General features: G+C 68.2%; 13 protein-coding genes and 1 pseudogene. 5 read left to right on the top strand and 9 right to left on the bottom strand.

Annotated features, from left to right (window positions below; genetic code table 11):
* Nucleotides 1–21 precede the first annotated feature (21 nt).
* Nucleotides 22–285, top strand: a complete 264-nt coding sequence (locus tag E5082_RS26400; protein WP_135793742.1) for a hypothetical protein — start codon at nt 22–24, stop codon at nt 283–285.
* Here E5082_RS26400 and E5082_RS26395 read toward each other — a convergent pair.
* Nucleotides 260–1,138, bottom strand: coding sequence for a helix-turn-helix transcriptional regulator (locus tag E5082_RS26395; protein WP_135793741.1), 879 nt, complete (start codon nt 1,136–1,138; stop codon nt 260–262). The genes E5082_RS26400 and E5082_RS26395 overlap by 26 nt on opposite strands.
* Before the next feature lie 123 nt (nt 1,139–1,261).
* Between E5082_RS26395 and E5082_RS26390 the strand changes: the two genes are divergently transcribed.
* A complete protein-coding gene (locus E5082_RS26390; RefSeq protein ID WP_135793740.1) occupies nt 1,262–2,650 on the top strand; it encodes an MFS transporter in 1,389 nt (462 codons plus the stop codon).
* 263 nt (nt 2,651–2,913) lie between these two features.
* Nucleotides 2,914–3,599 (top strand): annotated as a pseudogene (locus E5082_RS26385) (alpha/beta fold hydrolase).
* Between the two features lie 219 nt (nt 3,600–3,818).
* Here the strand turns inward: E5082_RS26385 and E5082_RS26380 are convergent.
* The 4 genes from E5082_RS26380 to E5082_RS26365 form a co-directional block, all read right to left on the bottom strand.
* The gene (locus tag E5082_RS26380; protein WP_229918964.1) at nt 3,819–4,598 is read right to left on the bottom strand and encodes a M48 family metallopeptidase; all 780 of its coding nucleotides are present in this window, start codon (nt 4,596–4,598) and stop codon (nt 3,819–3,821) included.
* A gap of 4 nt (nt 4,599–4,602) precedes the next feature.
* Nucleotides 4,603–8,175, bottom strand: coding sequence for a type I restriction endonuclease subunit R (locus E5082_RS26375; protein ID WP_135793739.1), 3,573 nt, complete (start codon nt 8,173–8,175; stop codon nt 4,603–4,605).
* A gap of 163 nt (nt 8,176–8,338) precedes the next feature.
* On the bottom strand, nt 8,339–8,707 hold the full coding sequence (locus E5082_RS26370; protein WP_135793738.1) for a hypothetical protein: 369 nt from the start codon (nt 8,705–8,707) through the stop codon (nt 8,339–8,341).
* Nucleotides 8,704–9,186: a hypothetical protein gene (locus E5082_RS26365; protein WP_229918965.1), complete on the bottom strand. Its 483-nt coding sequence runs from the start codon at nt 9,184–9,186 to the stop codon at nt 8,704–8,706. The genes E5082_RS26370 and E5082_RS26365 overlap by 4 nt, the downstream gene beginning before the upstream one ends.
* Before the next feature lie 77 nt (nt 9,187–9,263).
* Between E5082_RS26365 and E5082_RS26360 the strand changes: the two genes are divergently transcribed.
* Both E5082_RS26360 and E5082_RS26355 read left to right on the top strand, forming a co-directional pair.
* Nucleotides 9,264–10,058, top strand: coding sequence for a helix-turn-helix domain-containing protein (locus E5082_RS26360; RefSeq protein WP_135793737.1), 795 nt, complete (start codon nt 9,264–9,266; stop codon nt 10,056–10,058).
* Nucleotides 10,051–10,272 carry a DUF397 domain-containing protein gene (locus tag E5082_RS26355; RefSeq protein ID WP_135793736.1) on the top strand — a complete coding sequence of 74 codons (222 nt, stop codon included), beginning with the start codon at nt 10,051–10,053 and terminating at the stop codon, nt 10,270–10,272. The genes E5082_RS26360 and E5082_RS26355 overlap by 8 nt, the downstream gene beginning before the upstream one ends.
* A gap of 61 nt (nt 10,273–10,333) precedes the next feature.
* Here the strand turns inward: E5082_RS26355 and E5082_RS26350 are convergent, their stop codons facing one another.
* The 4 genes from E5082_RS26350 to E5082_RS26335 all read right to left on the bottom strand — a co-directional run bounded on the left by E5082_RS26350 (nt 10,334) and on the right by E5082_RS26335 (nt 16,209).
* Nucleotides 10,334–11,545 carry a restriction endonuclease subunit S gene (locus E5082_RS26350; protein ID WP_135793735.1) on the bottom strand — a complete coding sequence of 404 codons (1,212 nt, stop codon included), beginning with the start codon at nt 11,543–11,545 and terminating at the stop codon, nt 10,334–10,336.
* Nucleotides 11,535–14,156 carry a type I restriction-modification system subunit M gene (locus E5082_RS33495; RefSeq protein ID WP_135793734.1) on the bottom strand — a complete coding sequence of 874 codons (2,622 nt, stop codon included), beginning with the start codon at nt 14,154–14,156 and terminating at the stop codon, nt 11,535–11,537. Before E5082_RS33495 ends, E5082_RS26350 begins: the two co-directional genes overlap by 11 nt.
* A 95-nt stretch (nt 14,157–14,251) precedes the next feature.
* Nucleotides 14,252–14,932 (bottom strand): RloB family protein, encoded by a 681-nt coding sequence (locus E5082_RS26340; RefSeq protein ID WP_135793733.1) that lies wholly within the window; start codon nt 14,930–14,932, stop codon nt 14,252–14,254.
* Nucleotides 14,932–16,209, bottom strand: a complete 1,278-nt coding sequence (locus E5082_RS26335) for an AAA family ATPase (protein ID WP_135793732.1) — start codon at nt 16,207–16,209, stop codon at nt 14,932–14,934. The genes E5082_RS26340 and E5082_RS26335 overlap by 1 nt, the downstream gene beginning before the upstream one ends.
* Nucleotides 16,210–16,272 lie beyond the last annotated feature (63 nt).

Below are 16,272 nucleotides of genomic sequence, written 5' to 3'. Positions count from 1 at the left end.
CTCTGGCCCGAGGAGGGGTGAATGAACTCAGCAGCACGATTGCAGATCCACTCGGTCGAGCATGAGGGCTTCGACACGGCCGTATGCGTGGTCCGCTGTACAGCCGGCATCGCACGCGTCGGCCAGGAATACGCGGGACCCCTGACCCTGGACTCGATCCTCCGCCACGGAAAGGAGGTCGAGCTCCTGGACCCGCCCCACAGTGCGAAGGTGTGGCTGTCGGGGGCGGGGGTGCGCACGCTCGAGCGGGGTGCCGTCGTCACCGCTCTGCCGAGCGGGAAATGAGCCGGTGCTCCGTCTCAGGGGGCTGCGTCAGGTCGCGGAGTGCTCGTTCCGAAGTCGAGCCTGCTTCTGCCGTGTAGGTGATCAGACGTTGGCCCGAGGGGGACGGGAGGGTCAGGGTTTCGAAGGTCAGGTCCATGGGGCCCGCCGTCGGGTGGTCGAGGTGTTTTACGCCGGAGGTGCAGGTGCGGACCGGGTGGCGTTTCCACAGGGTCGTGAATTCCTCGGAGCGGATGGTCAGTTGGCCCACCAGGCCGGTGAGGCGCTGGTCGTGGGGATGGCGGGCCGTGATCTGGCGGAGGGAGGCCACCGCCAGGTTCGCTTCCGTGGGCCAGTCCCGGTGCAGGGCGCGGAAGGTGGGGTCCAGGAAGAGCATGCGGGTCAGGTTGGGGCGGGTGGCGGGGGTTTCCGGGGCGTCGGTGGGGAGGTGGGGGGCCAGGAGCGCGTGGCCGGGAGTGTTCCACGCCAGGATGTCGTTGCGGCGGTCCAGCGCGAGGGCGGGGACGCCCGGCATCGCGGACAGCAACTGGCGTACCGACGCGCTCGCGTGTTCCGGGCGGGAGGGTGTCGTACGGCGGGACGGGCGGGCCAGCGCGCGCAGGTGAGCCGTCTCGTCGTCGGTCAGGCGGAGGGTGCGGGCGATGGCGCTAAGGACGGAGTCCGAGGCGCCGGCCGCGCGGCCCTGTTCCAGACGGGTGTAGTGGGTGACGCTGACGCCGGAGAGCATGGCCAGTTCCTCCCGGCGGAGGCCGCTCACCCGGCGCCGGGTCGGGAGCGGGGTGAGGCCCACCTCCTCCGGACGCAAGCCCGCACGGCGGGACTTGAGGAACTCGCCCAGGCCGGACGGGACGTCCATCGCTGCCTCCTGGAGGTCGGGGCTTCCATGATGGCGTGCTCCGCCCCGCCAAGGGTGGTCACGTCATGACCACCCTCCCCACGGTTCTGGCCGGCCCCCGCCCCTCCGGCCAGCCTGGCGTGCATGACGACGACGCTCGCACCAACCCTCACCCCCCGGCTCCGCCTCACCCTCGTGCTCCTCCTCGCCGCCCAGTTCATGCTCGCCGTGGACTTCTCCATCCTCAACGTCGCCCTCCCCGTCATCGGCCGGGGCCTCGGCTTCCCCCTCGCCGGGCTCCAGTGGATCGGGACCTCCTTCGCCCTCTGCGCGGCCGGATTCACCCTGCTCTTCGGCCGCGTGGCCGACCTCTTCGGGCGCCGTCGGCTGTTCCTGGGCGGCCTCGCCGTACTCGCCGTCGCCTCTCTCGCGGGCGGTCTCGCCACCAGCCCAGGGGTGCTGCTCGCCGCCCGCCTGCTGCAAGGGCTCGCCACGGCCGCGGTGACCCCGGCGGGGCTGTCGCTGATGACCACCTCGTTCCCCGAGGGGCCCCTGCGGGAGAAGGCGCTCGGGCTCAACGGGGCGCTGATGTCAGCGGGGTTCACCACCGGCGCGATCCTCGGCGGCGTCCTGACCGACCTGCTCTCCTGGCGCTGGGCCTTCTTCGTCAACGTCCCCGTCGCCCTCGCCGTACTGCTCCTCGCCCCGACGGTCGTCGCGGAGTCCAGGCCCGTCGACCGCCCCCGGCTGGACCTCCCCGGCGCCCTCACCGTCACCCTCGGCCTCCTCGCCGTGGTCCTCGGCCTCACCCAGGCCGGCGAGCACGGCTGGACCTCCCCGCACGCACTGCTCTCGCTCGCCGTCGGCGCCGCCCTGCTGCTCGCCTTCCACGCCGTCGAGCGCCGGGCGGCCGCCCCGCTGGTGCCGCTCGGGGTGCTGAGTAGGCCCACCGTGGCCTGGGGGAACGTCGTCGGGCTGCTCGCGTTCCTCACCGAGACCTCGCTGGTCTTCCTGCTGACGCTCTACCTCCAGAACGTGCTCGGCTTCTCCCCGCTCGCGGCCGGGCTGGCCTTCGGTGTGCTGGGCGCGGGTACGGTCGCCGGCGGCTCGGCCGCGCCCCGGGTCATCGGGCGGCTGGGCAACAGGCGGACGCTGATCGTCGGCGGCCTCGTCCAGGCCGTGTCCACGGCGGCGCTGCTGGGTCTCGGCGAGGGTCACGGCTCGCTGGCGCTCCTGCTCACCGCCACCTTCACCGGCGGCGTCGGCAACATGCTCGTCATCGTCGGCTTCATGGTCACCGCCACGTCCGGTCTGGCCGACCACGAACAGGGCCTCGCCACCGGCCTGGCCACGATGACCCAGCAGATCGGCATCACCATGGGCGCCCCGATCATGAGCGCGATCGCCACCGCCGCGATGCCGGGCACGACCACCCCGGCCGTCCTGACGGGCCTGAAAACGGCGATCGCGGTGAACGCGGCACTCGTGTTGCTGGGCGTGTTCGTCGGCCGCCGCGCAGCCCGGCGGTCCTAGGGACCGCCTGCCGGGACTTGGCGGGAGCGCGAGGGCCTGGAGCTGACGCAGGCAGCCCGCTCAATCGGCGGAGCGTCCGGGAGGGCCGCCCCCGCAGTTGGAGATCCGCAGGACGCCGAACTACGGCTCGTGCGGCGGCGGACCTCCGCTGTCGGGACGTGCGGGGCGATCCCGCTCGCGTTGACCGCAGGACGCCCTGAACCCGGACCGGGTTGCCCCACAAACAAGGCCCCAGCGCCCTGAACCACCGCTACCGTGCCCCCATGGTCAACTTCGTACTCGTACCGGGCGCCCGCCTGGGCGCATGGGCCTGGGACGACGTCATACCGCACCTGTGGGAAGCCGGTCACGGCGACCACCGCTGACGCTCTCCGGCCTCGCCGAGAAGCGGGGCGTCCCGGCCGGGCAGCGGACGCACGTCCAGGACATCGTCGACGAGGTCCTGCGGCTGGATCTGCGCGAGGTCGTCCTCGTGGGACACAGCTCCGCCGGTGTCCCGGTCGGCCAGGCCGCGGAGCGGATCGGGGACCGCCTGGCGCACACCGTGTTCCTCGACTCCAGCGTCCCGGCCGACGGGGTGTCCTTCGCCGGGCCGTGGCCGGACATCGAGGCGTCCCTGGCCCGGAACGACGGTTTCTGGCCGCCGGCCCCCGCCTCCCACTTCGTGGGTCATGACCTCACCGAGCAGCAGATCGCCCGGATCGTGGCCCACTCCACGCCCCACCCGGGCCGCACCCTGACCGAGCCCGCCGCACTGACCCGACCGCTCCGCGCCCTGAAGGCGACCTACGTCCTCTGTGCACCCGACGGGGAAGAACCCGACGACCGTGTGGCCCAGTTGGTGGCCGACGGCCACTGGCGGCTGGTCCGCATGGACACCGGCCACTGGCCGATGTTCTCCCGACCGCGCGAGCTGGCACAGGTGCTGATCGACGCGGCCGGGGAGTGACGCCATGGGCGGCGGTCGGCTCGCCGAGGGTGTCAGTCATACGCTCGCGGAGGCTGCCGGAGTCGCCGTCCTAGAGGATGAGGTAGGGGGGCTGAAACTGGCGGGCTGGCGCCATCTCAGCGATGGAGTACAGATCGCCGCCAGATGACGTTGCAGGAATCTCACAACCCCTGTTGCGACTGCACTTCCCTGGCTGCACTCGTGAAGTGCAGCCAGGCCCTATCGCACATCGCCCATCCAGAGCCGCCGCCCCAACTCGTCTAGGTCTTCCCGCCGTTCTTCGTACTCGGGTAGCGCGGTCCGCAGCAGCCGCCAGAAGTCCTCTCGGTGCCCGGACACTTTCACGTGGGCCAGTTCATGTGCGATGACGTAGTCGATCAGATGCATGGGCAGCTGGAAGAGCGGCCACCCGAGACTCATCAGGCCCTTGGCACCCGCCCCGTCCTGCGGAGGCCGGTAGGAGCCCCATCGGTCCCCCAGGTCTCGCACTTCAAGGTCCGGCTCGGTCACCCCGATGCGGGCTGCCCAGGGCTGAAGCCGATGTCCCGTCCAGCTCCGGCCGGCCCGGCAGTACCAGTCGACCAGCGCTGCCCGACCCGCCTGCGGCTCCGCCGCCAGATTCCGACCCACGACAAGGCGCCCCGCGATCAATCGGACTCCTCCGCTCGCCCCCTCCTCAGCGGAAACGGCCAGCCGATACGTCCGCCCTAGATAGCGGAAGACCTCTCCCTCGACGAGCTGCTTGACGGGGCTCAACGGGCGTGTGCGCTCCCGTTCCCGCCGCTTGGTCAGGAGCCAGTGCCGGTGTGCGCGGACGAACTGCTCCGCTTCTGCTGTCGAGCGCCCGGTCGGGGTGTGCAGGGTGAGGGTCGCGTCGGTCTCGACGGTCAGGGCGAACCGTTTCCTTCGGGTATTGGCACGCACCCGCAGAGACAGCCCGTCGACAGTCAGGAGGGCTTCGGGGGCGGAACAGGTCGAAGGATCGGCTGGCGCGGTCACCCGCCTATTCTCCCCTCGCCCTGCTCCGGAACAGCCGCAGGTTGTCCTGCGCGAAGGAGGCCAGGCGCTCAGCGGCGTTCTCCAATGACACCCAGTCCCCGCCCACCGGCCGGACACCGTTATTGAGCAAGGCGTCCTGGAGGTTTCCGGCCAGCATGCTGATGTCCTGGTGCTGTCCCTGGTACGACGCCCTGGCCATGACCCCGGTGGCCACGTCGCACACCTTGCCCGTGAGCCGCCTGGCGTCTCCGCCATCGGCGAACCTGATCCCTGGGGTGTCCTCCAGGATCTGCTCCACGAGCCGGTACACCCTCTGTTCGAGCGGGGTGAGACCGGCGAGCTCCGACGACTCCTCCTGCTCCTGCCTGGCCTCCTCGATCAGCGGGCCGAACTCCTCGATCTGCTCCTCGAAGCGACCCGGCATCGTGCGCAGGATCTCTTCCAGGCGCTTGGAGAGCCGCTCGTACTTCGCGGGGTCCTCCCGCTTCGTCCGCTCCTCCAGGTGGAAGCGGAGCGCATGGCCCATCTCCGCCGCCGCCTCCTGCGGTGGCAGCCGCCGCACGGCGTCGTCGAAGGTGAGGGCCGTGAGCGAGACCGGCGGGATGACCTGGTCGATTTCCGGCCCTTCGAGGTGGTCGGCGATCATCGCCCGGACCTTGCGCCCATACCGGCGCAGGGTGAACGTGCCGCCCTCGTCGTCCCGGCACAGCCGCCGCACCCGCTTCTGGAGCAGGCTCCAGCGCCGGGCGTCCGCCACGTAGTCCAAGGCGTCCTCGTGCGGAAGGACGCGTTCGAGGGTGGCGAGGAACTCGTGCAGCACCTCGTCGAAGTCGAACCGCAGGTCTTCGGGCTGCAGGGTGAGGGCCGCGGGCCCGAGCTTGGCGACCTGGTCGAGCTGCGCGTCGTCGATGCCGTTGCGCCGCAGGAAGTCGCGGACCTTCTGGGCGGCGGGGCCGAGTTTGTCCACCTCGTAGGACAGATCGCGTATGGTGTCGGTGACGTCGGCGTTCCGGTACCCGGCGAGTGCGCTGGAGAGGTGCTCGAAGACGCCGTAGTAGTCGACGACGTAACCGACCTCCTTGCCGGGTGTGGTGCGATTGACACGCGCGACGGCTTGGAGCAGCTCGGCGTCCCGGATCGGCCGGTCCAGGTAGAGCACCTGTTCGCGCGGGGCGTCGAATCCCGTGAGCAGCATGGATTTCACGATCAGGAACGCGATAGGGCTGTCGGGGTGCACGGGGTCGGGCACCGAGGTGGGGAGCGGCGGCGGTTCGCTGTTCGCGGCCTCGGACCACGGGGTGTTCATACCGCCGACGGAATCGGTGGGATGGGTCGGGGCCTGCGGTGGATTGATGGGGGTCACCGCGACCCACTCCGGATCGGGCGCCAGCTCGGGGAACGCCTTCTGGAAGCGCTCGGTGTACGCCTCCTGGCGGCCGGCGTCGGTCCACTCCCTCCATTCCCCGCGCTTGTGGCCGGCACCCGGGGAGATGACGGGAACGAAGTCGATCCGCCGCAGCAACGCCCGGAACCGGTAAGCCTGGTGGAGATAGCGCTGTCTGACGGACAGCTTCTCCGGCGGTGTCCCCTTCACCGACTCCGGGTCGAACTCGGCCAGCTGCTGGAGCAGTTCGTCACGGGCCTTGCGCAGGGCATGGTGGTACTGCACGGCCGCCTTCCGGCTGACGGCCGCGACCTGTGCCTTGAAGCCGCCGGGCAGCACGGTGGTGACCCAGTGCTCCAGCATGTCCTCGGCCTTCGCCTCGATCATGGGAACGGACTCGGCGACGTCCCGCTCGGTGGGCCACCGCTTGAGCAGCGCGGCCCGCTCCTCGGGGGTGCGGTCCCGGACGAGGTCGTCGAACCCCCTGTCGAGGACCTCCCCGTCACGGACCTCGCCCTGCCCCGTCCGCCCCTCATAGCGGATACGGACGACGACGCCGTCACGCTGGGCGTCCTCCATCCGGTACTCGTCGAGGAAGCCCCGCGGCGAGTCGCCCCGCCCGAAGATCCGGCGGGTGTCCTCCTCTTGCCCGGTGATGATCGGCGTACCCGTGAACCCGATCTTGGCGGCGTTCGGGATCGCCTTGCGCAGGGCGGCGTGCAGAACGCTGGTGTGGGAACGGTGCGCCTCGTCGACGAGGACGAGGATGTCCGGCGAGGTGTTGCACTCGGGGAAATCCGGTACGGGGCCGGGGCTTTCCTCCTCGCTCGGGTCCGTTCCCTCTCCCGTCAGATCCCGGTCGTCCCCGCTGCCCTCCGCGTCCCCGGCGAAGGTGAACCCGGTGCCGTACTTCTGGATCATGCCGAAGACGACGCGCCGCCCGCCGTCGCGCAGCAGTCCCTCCATCTGCATCCGGGTCTGCGCCGTCTCGACGTCGGACTCGCTGAGTTTCAGCGTCTGTGAAAGCTGGGTCTGCAACTGGGTGCGGTCGGTGACCACGACCACCATGAACTCGCTGAGTCTAGGGTGCAGGTGCACTCGCCGCACCAGGAACGTCATGGTCAGCGACTTGCCGGAGCCCTGCGTGTGCCAGATGACACCGCCGCGCTCGTCCTCGGTGTCCCGCCCAACACGGGCCCGCCCGGTCAGCAGCCTGCGGACGGCCTTCTCGGCGGCCCGGTACTGCTGGTGCCGGGCAACGGCCTTCACGGTCCGCACGGCCCCACCGTCCGCCCCCGACTCGACGGCCATCGGGATCACGTAGTGCCTCACGACATTGAGCAGGGCGGCCGGCCGCAGGACCACACCGACGAGCTTCTGCTGCTCGCCGAGCGGAGCAGGCGCGGCCGGGTCGGCGCCGTCCTCGAGCAGTCCGGCGGTACGCAGCTCCCGCCGCAGTCTGCTCTCCTCCTCCGGTTCGACGCTGCGCCACGGGTGGAAGTGCTCGGGCTCGGAGGTGACGGTACCCAGGTGGGCGGTCGCGCCGGTCGCGGCGACGAGGAGCTGCACGGTCCGGAACAGTTCCGGTACCCCGGCGGGGACCGGAGCGCTGGTGGCGTCGAGGTCCAGAACGGGATTACCGGCGTAGTGCCGGAGATCGAGCACGGCACTGCGGACGGGCTCGGCGAGATCGGGGCTCTTGCACTCGACGGCGACGAGGGGGATGCCGTTCACGAAAAGGACGACGTCGAGTATCGACAGCTCGCCGGAGCGGCTGCGCACGCGGAGCTGGTCCACGACGGCGAAGGTGTTGCGCGTGACGAGGTCCGGATGCCACTCGACGTACTGGACCGTGGCGGACGGGCCACCGTGCGCGGCGGATGGCGAGGGAAGCGTCCAGCCGTGGAGCAGCATGTCGGTGGCGGCGAGGTTCGCGTGCACGACGCCCTTGCCGAGGGAGAGGGAAGCGAGCTCACCGACCGACCGCCGGATGTCGTCCTCGCCCATCCAGGGCTGACCGTCACTGCCCCGGAGGTTGATCCGCCGCAGCGCGGGGCCGAGCTGGTCGACGAGCAGCGGCACAGCCGCGTCGAGCGTGTCCAGCTCCCCGCCCGGCACATGCGTCCAGCCCATGGCCTCCAACTGCGCGACTAACGGCCGCTCCACCTCGTCCCGCTCAACGTGCACCACCACAGCCCGCGCCCCTCCGTACGTCCCGCCGTTCCCCGGAGATCCATTCTGTGCCCAGGGGGCGGGGTGAGGGGAAGAGAACAGGGCATAGGACATGGCCGAGCATGCAGACGTACGGGGGGCTTTGTGCCGGTACGTCCGCACGGTCGACGGCGGGGCGGGCGGGTCAGGTGCCGGGGTCCCCCTCCGGGGCGGCGTCGAAGCTTTCCTCGTCGCCATAGGGCACGGGGAGGCGGTCTCCCCTGCTGCGGGCGATGCGGTGCACGTCGTGAAGCGCTTCGACCAAGCAGACGGCAAGGTAACGAAGTTGGGGTGCGGTGGCCTTGCTGTCGCTCAGGAGATCGACGGCGTGACCGAGGAGATCGTCGGCCATGCCGAGCTGGACGGCTTCGACGTCGTCGGCGAGGCGCGAAAGACGGCCGGTGCCGGTGTCGTCGGTGACGAGGTAGCAGGGGTTGCCGTCGAGGTTGGACCAGGGGAGGAGGCGAGGCCGACTGACCGTGGGGGCGGCGGCGTCGTGACTCTCATAGATCATGCGGCGGCCGCCTCGGCGCCCCGGATCCGGCGCGAGCCGACGTCAACGCCGTGGATGCGCCGCGACCCTACGTCGATGCCGTGCACGGCGAGCCAGAGGGTCCACCGGCGGGCGCGCTGCTGCATGGCCTGCGCGTGTCGTTCGTGGGCGAGGAGGTAGGGGCGGGCGAGCCGGGAGTCCTCGCCGTGGAGGAGGGCTTCGTGCGGGGAGGTACGGCGACTGGGTGCGGCGGGGGCGGTCGGCACGGGGGTGGGCCGCGCCACTCCCCCGGCGCGGTGCCGGCTCCGGTGCCGGTGCCGCCCGAAAGCGGGCCACAGCAGCCGCAGCAGCGGCTCGACGAGAAGGGCGATACGGTGCGACACGTCTTCAACTCCGATGCGGTTGAGGGCCATGCCCCCGGGCCGTCGGTAGCGGTCGCGGGGGTCTTCCGTGCCCGAGGGCAGGTCGACATGCATGGACATCGCTGCGTAGCGATCCACTCACAGAGTGAGACCGGCCGGGCTAGGCTCGCCAGAGGGTCGGATGTGACACCGCATCTGTCACACGGGAGTTGACGATGAGCAACATCTATGGGGAGTGGTTGAAGGCGCAGCGCGAGGCGGCCGGGCTGACGCAGCAGGAGCTGGCGACGGCCGCCGTCATGACGCGTTCGCACATCGCGCACATCGAGGCGGGCCGGCGCACCCCGTCGAAGGAAGACGCGAGACGCCTCGACAGGGCGCTGAACACGGGAGATGTGCTGAGCAGTTTCCTGCCGGACGAGGACACCGCTGTCGCGGGGTATTTCGAGGCGGCGCTTCAGCTCGAACAGCAGGCGACGATGATCCGGGAGTTCGCCCTGTCGTTCATCCCCGGCATCCTCCAGACGGAGAGGTACGCACGTGCGGTTCTGAGCACGTCGTTCCCTCCGGTGGGTGAAGCGGAATGTGACAGGCTCGTTGTCACACGCCTTGAGCGGGCGAAGATCCTGGAGGACCCGGTGACGCCCGTAGTGTGGGCACTGCTTGACGAGGCCGTACTGCGGCGGATGGTGGGCGGGCCGGAGGTCATGGCGGAACAACTCCGCCACATCGTGAAGCTGGCGGAATCAGGACGCGCACGCGTCCACGTGTTGCCCTTCGGGCTGGGGGTCCACCCCCTCATGCAGAGCATGCTCACCCTGCTCAAATTCGAGGATCAGCCGCCGGTGGCGTACTCCGAAGGCATCCAGGTGGGCAAGATCCACGACTCCCCCGCCATGGTCGACCGCCTTGAAGGCACCTACGATCTCGCGCTAGGCGACGCAATGCCGCTCAAGGAGTCACTGACCCTGATGAGGGCGACAGCAAAGGACTACGAACACCGTGAATAAACCCACCCTCCCCAACGCCTCATCGCTGCAGGGCTGGCGCAAGTCGACGTACAGCGGCAACGAAGGCGGCAGCTGCATCGAGGTCTTGGACGGCTATCCGACCGGTATCCCGGTCCGCGACTCCAAGGCTCCTCAGGGACCCGCGTTGATCTTCTCGTCCACGGGCTGGACATCGTTCGTTTCGGCAATTAAGGATGGAAACCTCCCTGCTTGACCACCGACCACCACAATTCGTCCGGCCCACGCCTCCACGGCATGGGCCGGACGTCGTTCACTCAGGCCGCGACAGCGGAGGCCATGGCTCGCCCCGACAACAGGTCGTCCATAAGGCCGTGTTTGAGTTCGCGAAGTTTAGCCAACTCCGCCAGGTCAGCTTGCACATCGCTATCAAATGATTCAAGCGAGATAACAAGATCCCGCTGCTCTTCCACCGACGGCAGAGGGATCTCTATCGCCCCCACCAAAGCGCTGCTCAAATTTGACCGATTCGACCCTTGCCCGATATTACGGATCTCCGCGTATTGCATTTCAAGAAAATAGTACAGGTAACGGTGATCAACCTGCCGAGGATCGCAAACGATCGCCGCTGCTGCCTGGTTGATTGCGGCATGGATGCCAAGCGAGGCAACGCGCCCGCGAGTTGCACCGTCTCCGTACATGGCCAGCAGAACAGTTCCCTGCGGATAGACGCGTAGACCGGCCTCGTGAACCGCTTTCCGCGTAATATATTCGCCAGTTTCAGTAATCACATTGAAGTCGATCTCCCCTGTCCTAATCCACGGCACGTCACCTCCGTCCCAGAAATCCCGTCGCGCTCGGGAGGGGGTGCCGCCAGAGGAGACCGCAGCTACGTCCCTGAGTTTCCGAAGGTGACGGTCCCCTCCCAACAGAACGTGACGTGCAACTTCCTTACGGATCAAGCGAGTTTTGGCGATCGATGCTTCGATACGCCGATCCAATTCCGTCATGCTAGCGAGCACTTCGACAATCCGTCGCTGCACGGCAACTGGCATAAACGGGATAGGCATCGCTTTCAACTGCGACGAGCTGATCGTCGCCAAGTTTGTGGTCTGCTTAGCAATTCCAAGAAAGAATGATCTCCCCTCACGGGAAGCCATGTACAGGGAAAGAAACTCCGGAATCAGTACGGATGTATCGCAGCGCACCCTGAACACGTGGTTCTGGTGGAGGCACGGGTCAATACGACCGTCCCATACGGCGCCTCTCCCCAGCTTGTCGAAGTCACCCCCTTCCGTTAGGAGAACATCTCCTACTCTCAGCCGGAACCTCTCGACAGAAGTCGAAGCAATCCGCACCGTTTTAACATCATCCGTGGAAATGCGCCCATCCTGCACATTGGCGACACGCAAATATGGAAGCTCCGGAGCAAATCCACCAGGATTCACTCCTCCCAGCGCCACTCCACCGGAAACATCGGCCATTTCTGCAAGAGGGCGATAATGTTGCTGGATCGCACTAATTGACATATCCCAGCCTCCCCAGAAATTCTTCCAACCGCCCCGCCGCAGCTTCCCGCTCCGCCCGGATCTCCCTCAGCGACACCGCGTACTTCTGCTCCCACGTCTTATAAGACGCCACCAACTCCCGCTGCCACCGCACCACATGCCCATCCAGCTTTGCCGCCAGTTCGTCCCGCAGCAGGTCGAGCACCACCCGGCGCTCCCCCTCTGCGTCCAACTCGGCCCGCGCCCGGAACAGCCGCGGCGGCTCCTCCCCCAGCGTGGGCGGATCGCTCGGGTACGGGTACCGGTGGAAGTCCGCCTCAAGGCGTTTGATGTCGGCGCCCGCCTTCGTGCGCGCCTTCTTCACCCGCGCCAACTCAGCCGTGAGTTCAGCCAACTCCTCCACCGTCAGGACGACTTCCTCCGAGTCGGCCTCATCCTCGGACGGGTTCCCGTCAGCCTTCGACTCCTCCCCACCCCCGGAAAGCCACGCACTCAGCTCCTTGAACCGCGCGTCAGCCACCGCCTTGCGCGCATCCGCCTCCGCCAGCTCCTGCAAAAACTGCGGAGCGATCGCGGCAACTACCTTGTGGTCGTACGCCTGACGCCGCTCCGCCGCCGTCCGCGCGCGCAGCTTCTTCGTCCGCGCGTCCTGTTCGGGCGAGAGCATCGTGTCGACGTTCTCGACCCACCCGTCGACGACGCCCGCGAATCCGTTCTCCGACAGCGCGAGAAGGTCGTACTTGGCGTCGTACCACCACCCCGCGACCGCTCCCGCCAACGCGTACCGGTCCAGCAGCCCGACCTGGCCTAGCCGTTCCCCGAACGACTGCATCAGCTGCCCCCGCACCGCCATCAGCGCGGCTTTGCGCTCGGAAGACGTGGACGAAGCGAGAGCTTCGGGTGTGGCCGCCACCGCCTCCAACCGCAGAGCGGCCTCCTCCTCCCACCATTTGCCGAATTCCGCCCGCAGCGCCTCCTCCCGAGGCCGGGCCAGTTCGCCCAACTCAGGGCGGCCGCCTGCCGCCCCGTCCCGGAAGTCCAGATACGCCAGGTCCGCCGGCTCCCGCTCCACGAACAGATCGGTCACCCCGATCCCGTACGAGTCGAGCAGCGGCTTCTTCGCCTCGATCTCCGCACGCGGTACCCCGCCCACCAGATGCGCCCGCACGTCCTGCGGCTCGGGCGGCGGCGTGTTGTCCACGTACCGGCGGATGTTGAGGTTGTCGTCGTTGGCGGCGAGTTCCTCGCGGGTCACGATCCGCGAGAAGCCGGGCACCTCCTCGTACGCGTGGAACGTCGAGACGATCTTCTCAGCGTGCTCGGGCAGCAGGATGTTTTGTGCACGCTCCGCGTGGAACTCACGGTCGGCGTTGATGAACAGCACCTTGCCCTCCCGCGCCGGGTCCTTCCGGCCCGGCGGGCGGAGCACCAGGATGCAGGCGGGGATGCCGGTCCCGTAGAAGAGGTTCGGCGCGAGGCCGATGACCGCCTCGATGGTGTCCTTCTCCAGCAGCTCCGTACGGATGGCCTTTTCGCCACCACCCCGGAACAGCACTCCGTGCGGCATGACCGTGATCACCATGCCGCTGCGGGAGCCCTCCCGCTTGGTCTCCCACAGCATGTGCTGGAGGAACATCAGGTCGGCCTTGCCGCGCTCGCTCGTCGCCCCGTACTTGGCACGCTCCGCCGGGTGCGCCAGATCCGCGAGGGCGTAGTCCAAGGAGAACGGCGGATTACTGAGCACTCCGTCGAAGCGGTCCTCGTCCGAGCGCGGAACGTGCGCCGGCTGCGAGAGCGTGTCCCCGGTGGCCAGGTCGAAGCGGCGCACTCCGTGCAGGACCATGTTCATGGTCGACATGATCCAGGAGCCGGAGTTGGCGTCCTGGCCAGCGAAGAACATGGACGACGTGTCGCCGCCGTGCTCCTCCACGTACTCCGCCGCGTGGATGAGCATGCCGCCCGAGCCGACGCACGGGTCGTAGATCCTCATGTTCTCGGTGGGGGCGAGGAGCTCCACCATCATGCGGACCACGGCGCGCGGGGTGTAGAACTCACCGCCCTTGCGTCCGGCCGTGTCCGCGAACTCCTTGATCAGGTACTCGTACGCGGCACCGATCAGGTCGGGGAACTCGAAGTCCTCCGTGCGCAGCCGGATCCGCCCGAAGTGCGCGATGAGGAGCTTCAGGCGCTGGTCGGCGAGCTTGGCCGCGCCGGACGCGGCACCCGACCCGCCGATGCGGTTGAAGTCGAGGTGGTCGAAGAGGCCCTTGAGCTTGGTGTTCTGGGCTTCGAGCGCCTGGAGCGCGGGGCGCAGGGTCATCTCGTTGATGTTGTGGGTGGCGGCGGAGACCTCGTGCCAACGGGCCTTCTCCGGCACGTACAGGACATCGCGCTTACGGTACGGCCCCGGCTGCTCCAGGTAACCGGTCAGGTCTTCGTCGCTGAGCTTCAGCTCCTCGACCGCGTACTTACTGAGCTTGTCCCTGGCCGCCTCGAACTCGTCGTTGGCGCGCTTCAAGAAGAGCAGCCCGAAGATGTAGTCCTTGTACTCGGAGGCGTCCATCGTGCCGCGCAAGATGTCCGCGGCGGCCCACAGGTGCCGTTCCAGCTGGGCGAGCGTGAGCTTGGCCACGTACGACTCCCTATGACCCGACCTGAGATGACGGAGAGACCTTATGACCCCGCCGGGGCGATACCGAAATCAGCCCGTGATCATGGTCGAGGAAGTCAGTACATGTTGATGTGCAGCGCCTTCTCCACGAACTCGTGCACGTCCGTGTACGGGTCCCTGTCCCACTTGGCTACATGCGCCCCATGCTGGCTGTTCATGTGCTCGGCGTTCTTGCGCGCTGTCTCGTAACGGCCGAGAACCTGGTGCGGCAGGACGACCTTGGGAGTCTTGGCGTCCTGGGACCCTCGCTGGAACGGGAGCCGCTCGGCCGCCCCGTCGCAGACCCCGGCGAACGAGCCGCTGACCGGCTTGTAGTGGGCGAGGCGCCACACCTCGAAGCACGGATGCGAGAAGGCGACTCCGATGCCCGCCTTCTCCGCCTCCTTGAGCGCATCCCGAATGTACTTGTAGTTGTCGTGGTCGAAGAGGCACCAGACCTCAGGCAGGTACTTGGCATCCAGTTTGGCCCGCTTCGCCTTGCGGTCCTCTTCGCGCTTCAGCCTGATGGCCTGCCCGACGAGGTCGAGCGGCTTGCGCCCGCTGTCCGCCTTGCGGTTGGCGATGTGCATCTCCACCGGAACCTTGTCGGCGTACGGGGTGCCCTTGTCCTTGAGAATGTCGAGATACGACGGCTCGGTGACCTTGCCCTCGGTGAAGATGAAGACTTGGCGCCTGCGCTGTCCGCCCCCTCGGGCCGGACGCTCCCACGAGTCCCTGCCCCTGTGCCCCCGCCCCATCAGTCGCGCCCCGCCCGGTCCGCTCGGTCGCCTGTCTCGTCGTACGAGCCGGCCTCGCGCGCCACCATCAGGCGCCGCGCGATCTGTCCCTCCAGAAGGGCCGGCACCCCGCCGAAGGCCCCCGCGAGGTAGGACTGCGTGAGGTCTTCTTCCTCACCCGGCTCCGTATCGGTGAGCGGATACAGCTCGGTCGCCCCGTCCTTGTCCTTCTGCGTCAGCCACACCTGCGCCGGGTCGAGGAGCCGCTCGCCGCTCGGGGTGGTGAGCACCGTCGCGTCGTGGGATGTGAAGACCAGCTGAGCGCCCTTGGGATTCGCGTACGGGTCGTGGAAGAGCCGGATGACCTCTGCGGCGAAACGGGAGTGCAGGCTCGCGTCGAGTTCGTCGACGAGCAGAACCGCACCCTCGTCGAGAGCGAGGAGCAGGGGACCCACGAGGGCGAACCAGGAGCGGGTGCCGTACGACTCCTCCTGCCAGTCGAAGGACACGTCACCGGCGGTCGAGTGATGCGTCAGCTTCACCGTGTCACGGCCCGGGCCTTCCTTGATCACCGTCGCCCCGGTGATGCCGAGGTCGGCGACCCGCAGCAGCTCCTGAATCCTGGTGGCCCTGGGGCCCGACAATTCCTTCGTGGTGTACTGCGCCCGCTCGTCCTTCTCGACCTCAGGGCTGATCATCCAGAAGTTCCTGCGGAACCAGTGGAAGAGTGGAGAAAGCTGCGGATGATTGTCCGTACCGGCCGTGGAGAGCAGCAGAGCGTTCGGCCGCGTACGCCGTACGAGCTGGGACCGGTCCCTGACACGTCCGCCGGGCCACTTGAAGACATCCGGCCGGGAGGCGTCGCGGTCGAGCCATTCCTGACGGCGACCGCGCGGGTAGCTGTGCAGCCATTCGGACTCGACGCGGGTGGCGCTCAGCTCGAAGCCGTACGTCCAGCGGACCGAGTCGATGACTACGTCGACCTCGAAGAAGGCAGGTTCGCTCTCGTTCTTGGGGTCCAAGGCGAAGACCTGGCGCGGGATGCCGTCGTAAGAGGCCCAGCGTGCATAAGAGTTGAGGACCGCGTTACGCATGTCGGTCATCGCGGTCAGCACGTTGGACTTGCCGGAGGCGTTGGCCCCGAAGATGCCGATCAGCGGTAGGACGGAGACGGATTCTCCGCCCGCGAGATCCACCGGGTTCGCGGCCCCGCCCTGCTCGTCGCCAGGCGCGACGAAGGACAGCTCCTGCTCGTCTCGCAGGGACCGCACATTCGCGACACGGAACCTCAGCAGCACGCTGTCCTCCTCTCCGGGCTCAGGGTAGTGGCCGCCTCCGACATCGGCCCGGCCGGGACGCCT

It is taken from the genome of Streptomyces griseoluteus (assembly GCF_004784465.1).
Classification (GTDB): domain Bacteria; phylum Actinomycetota; class Actinomycetes; order Streptomycetales; family Streptomycetaceae; genus Streptomyces; species Streptomyces griseoluteus.
The sequence above is the reverse complement of the archived record's forward strand: the minus strand, read 5'-3'. Positions and strand labels throughout refer to the sequence as shown.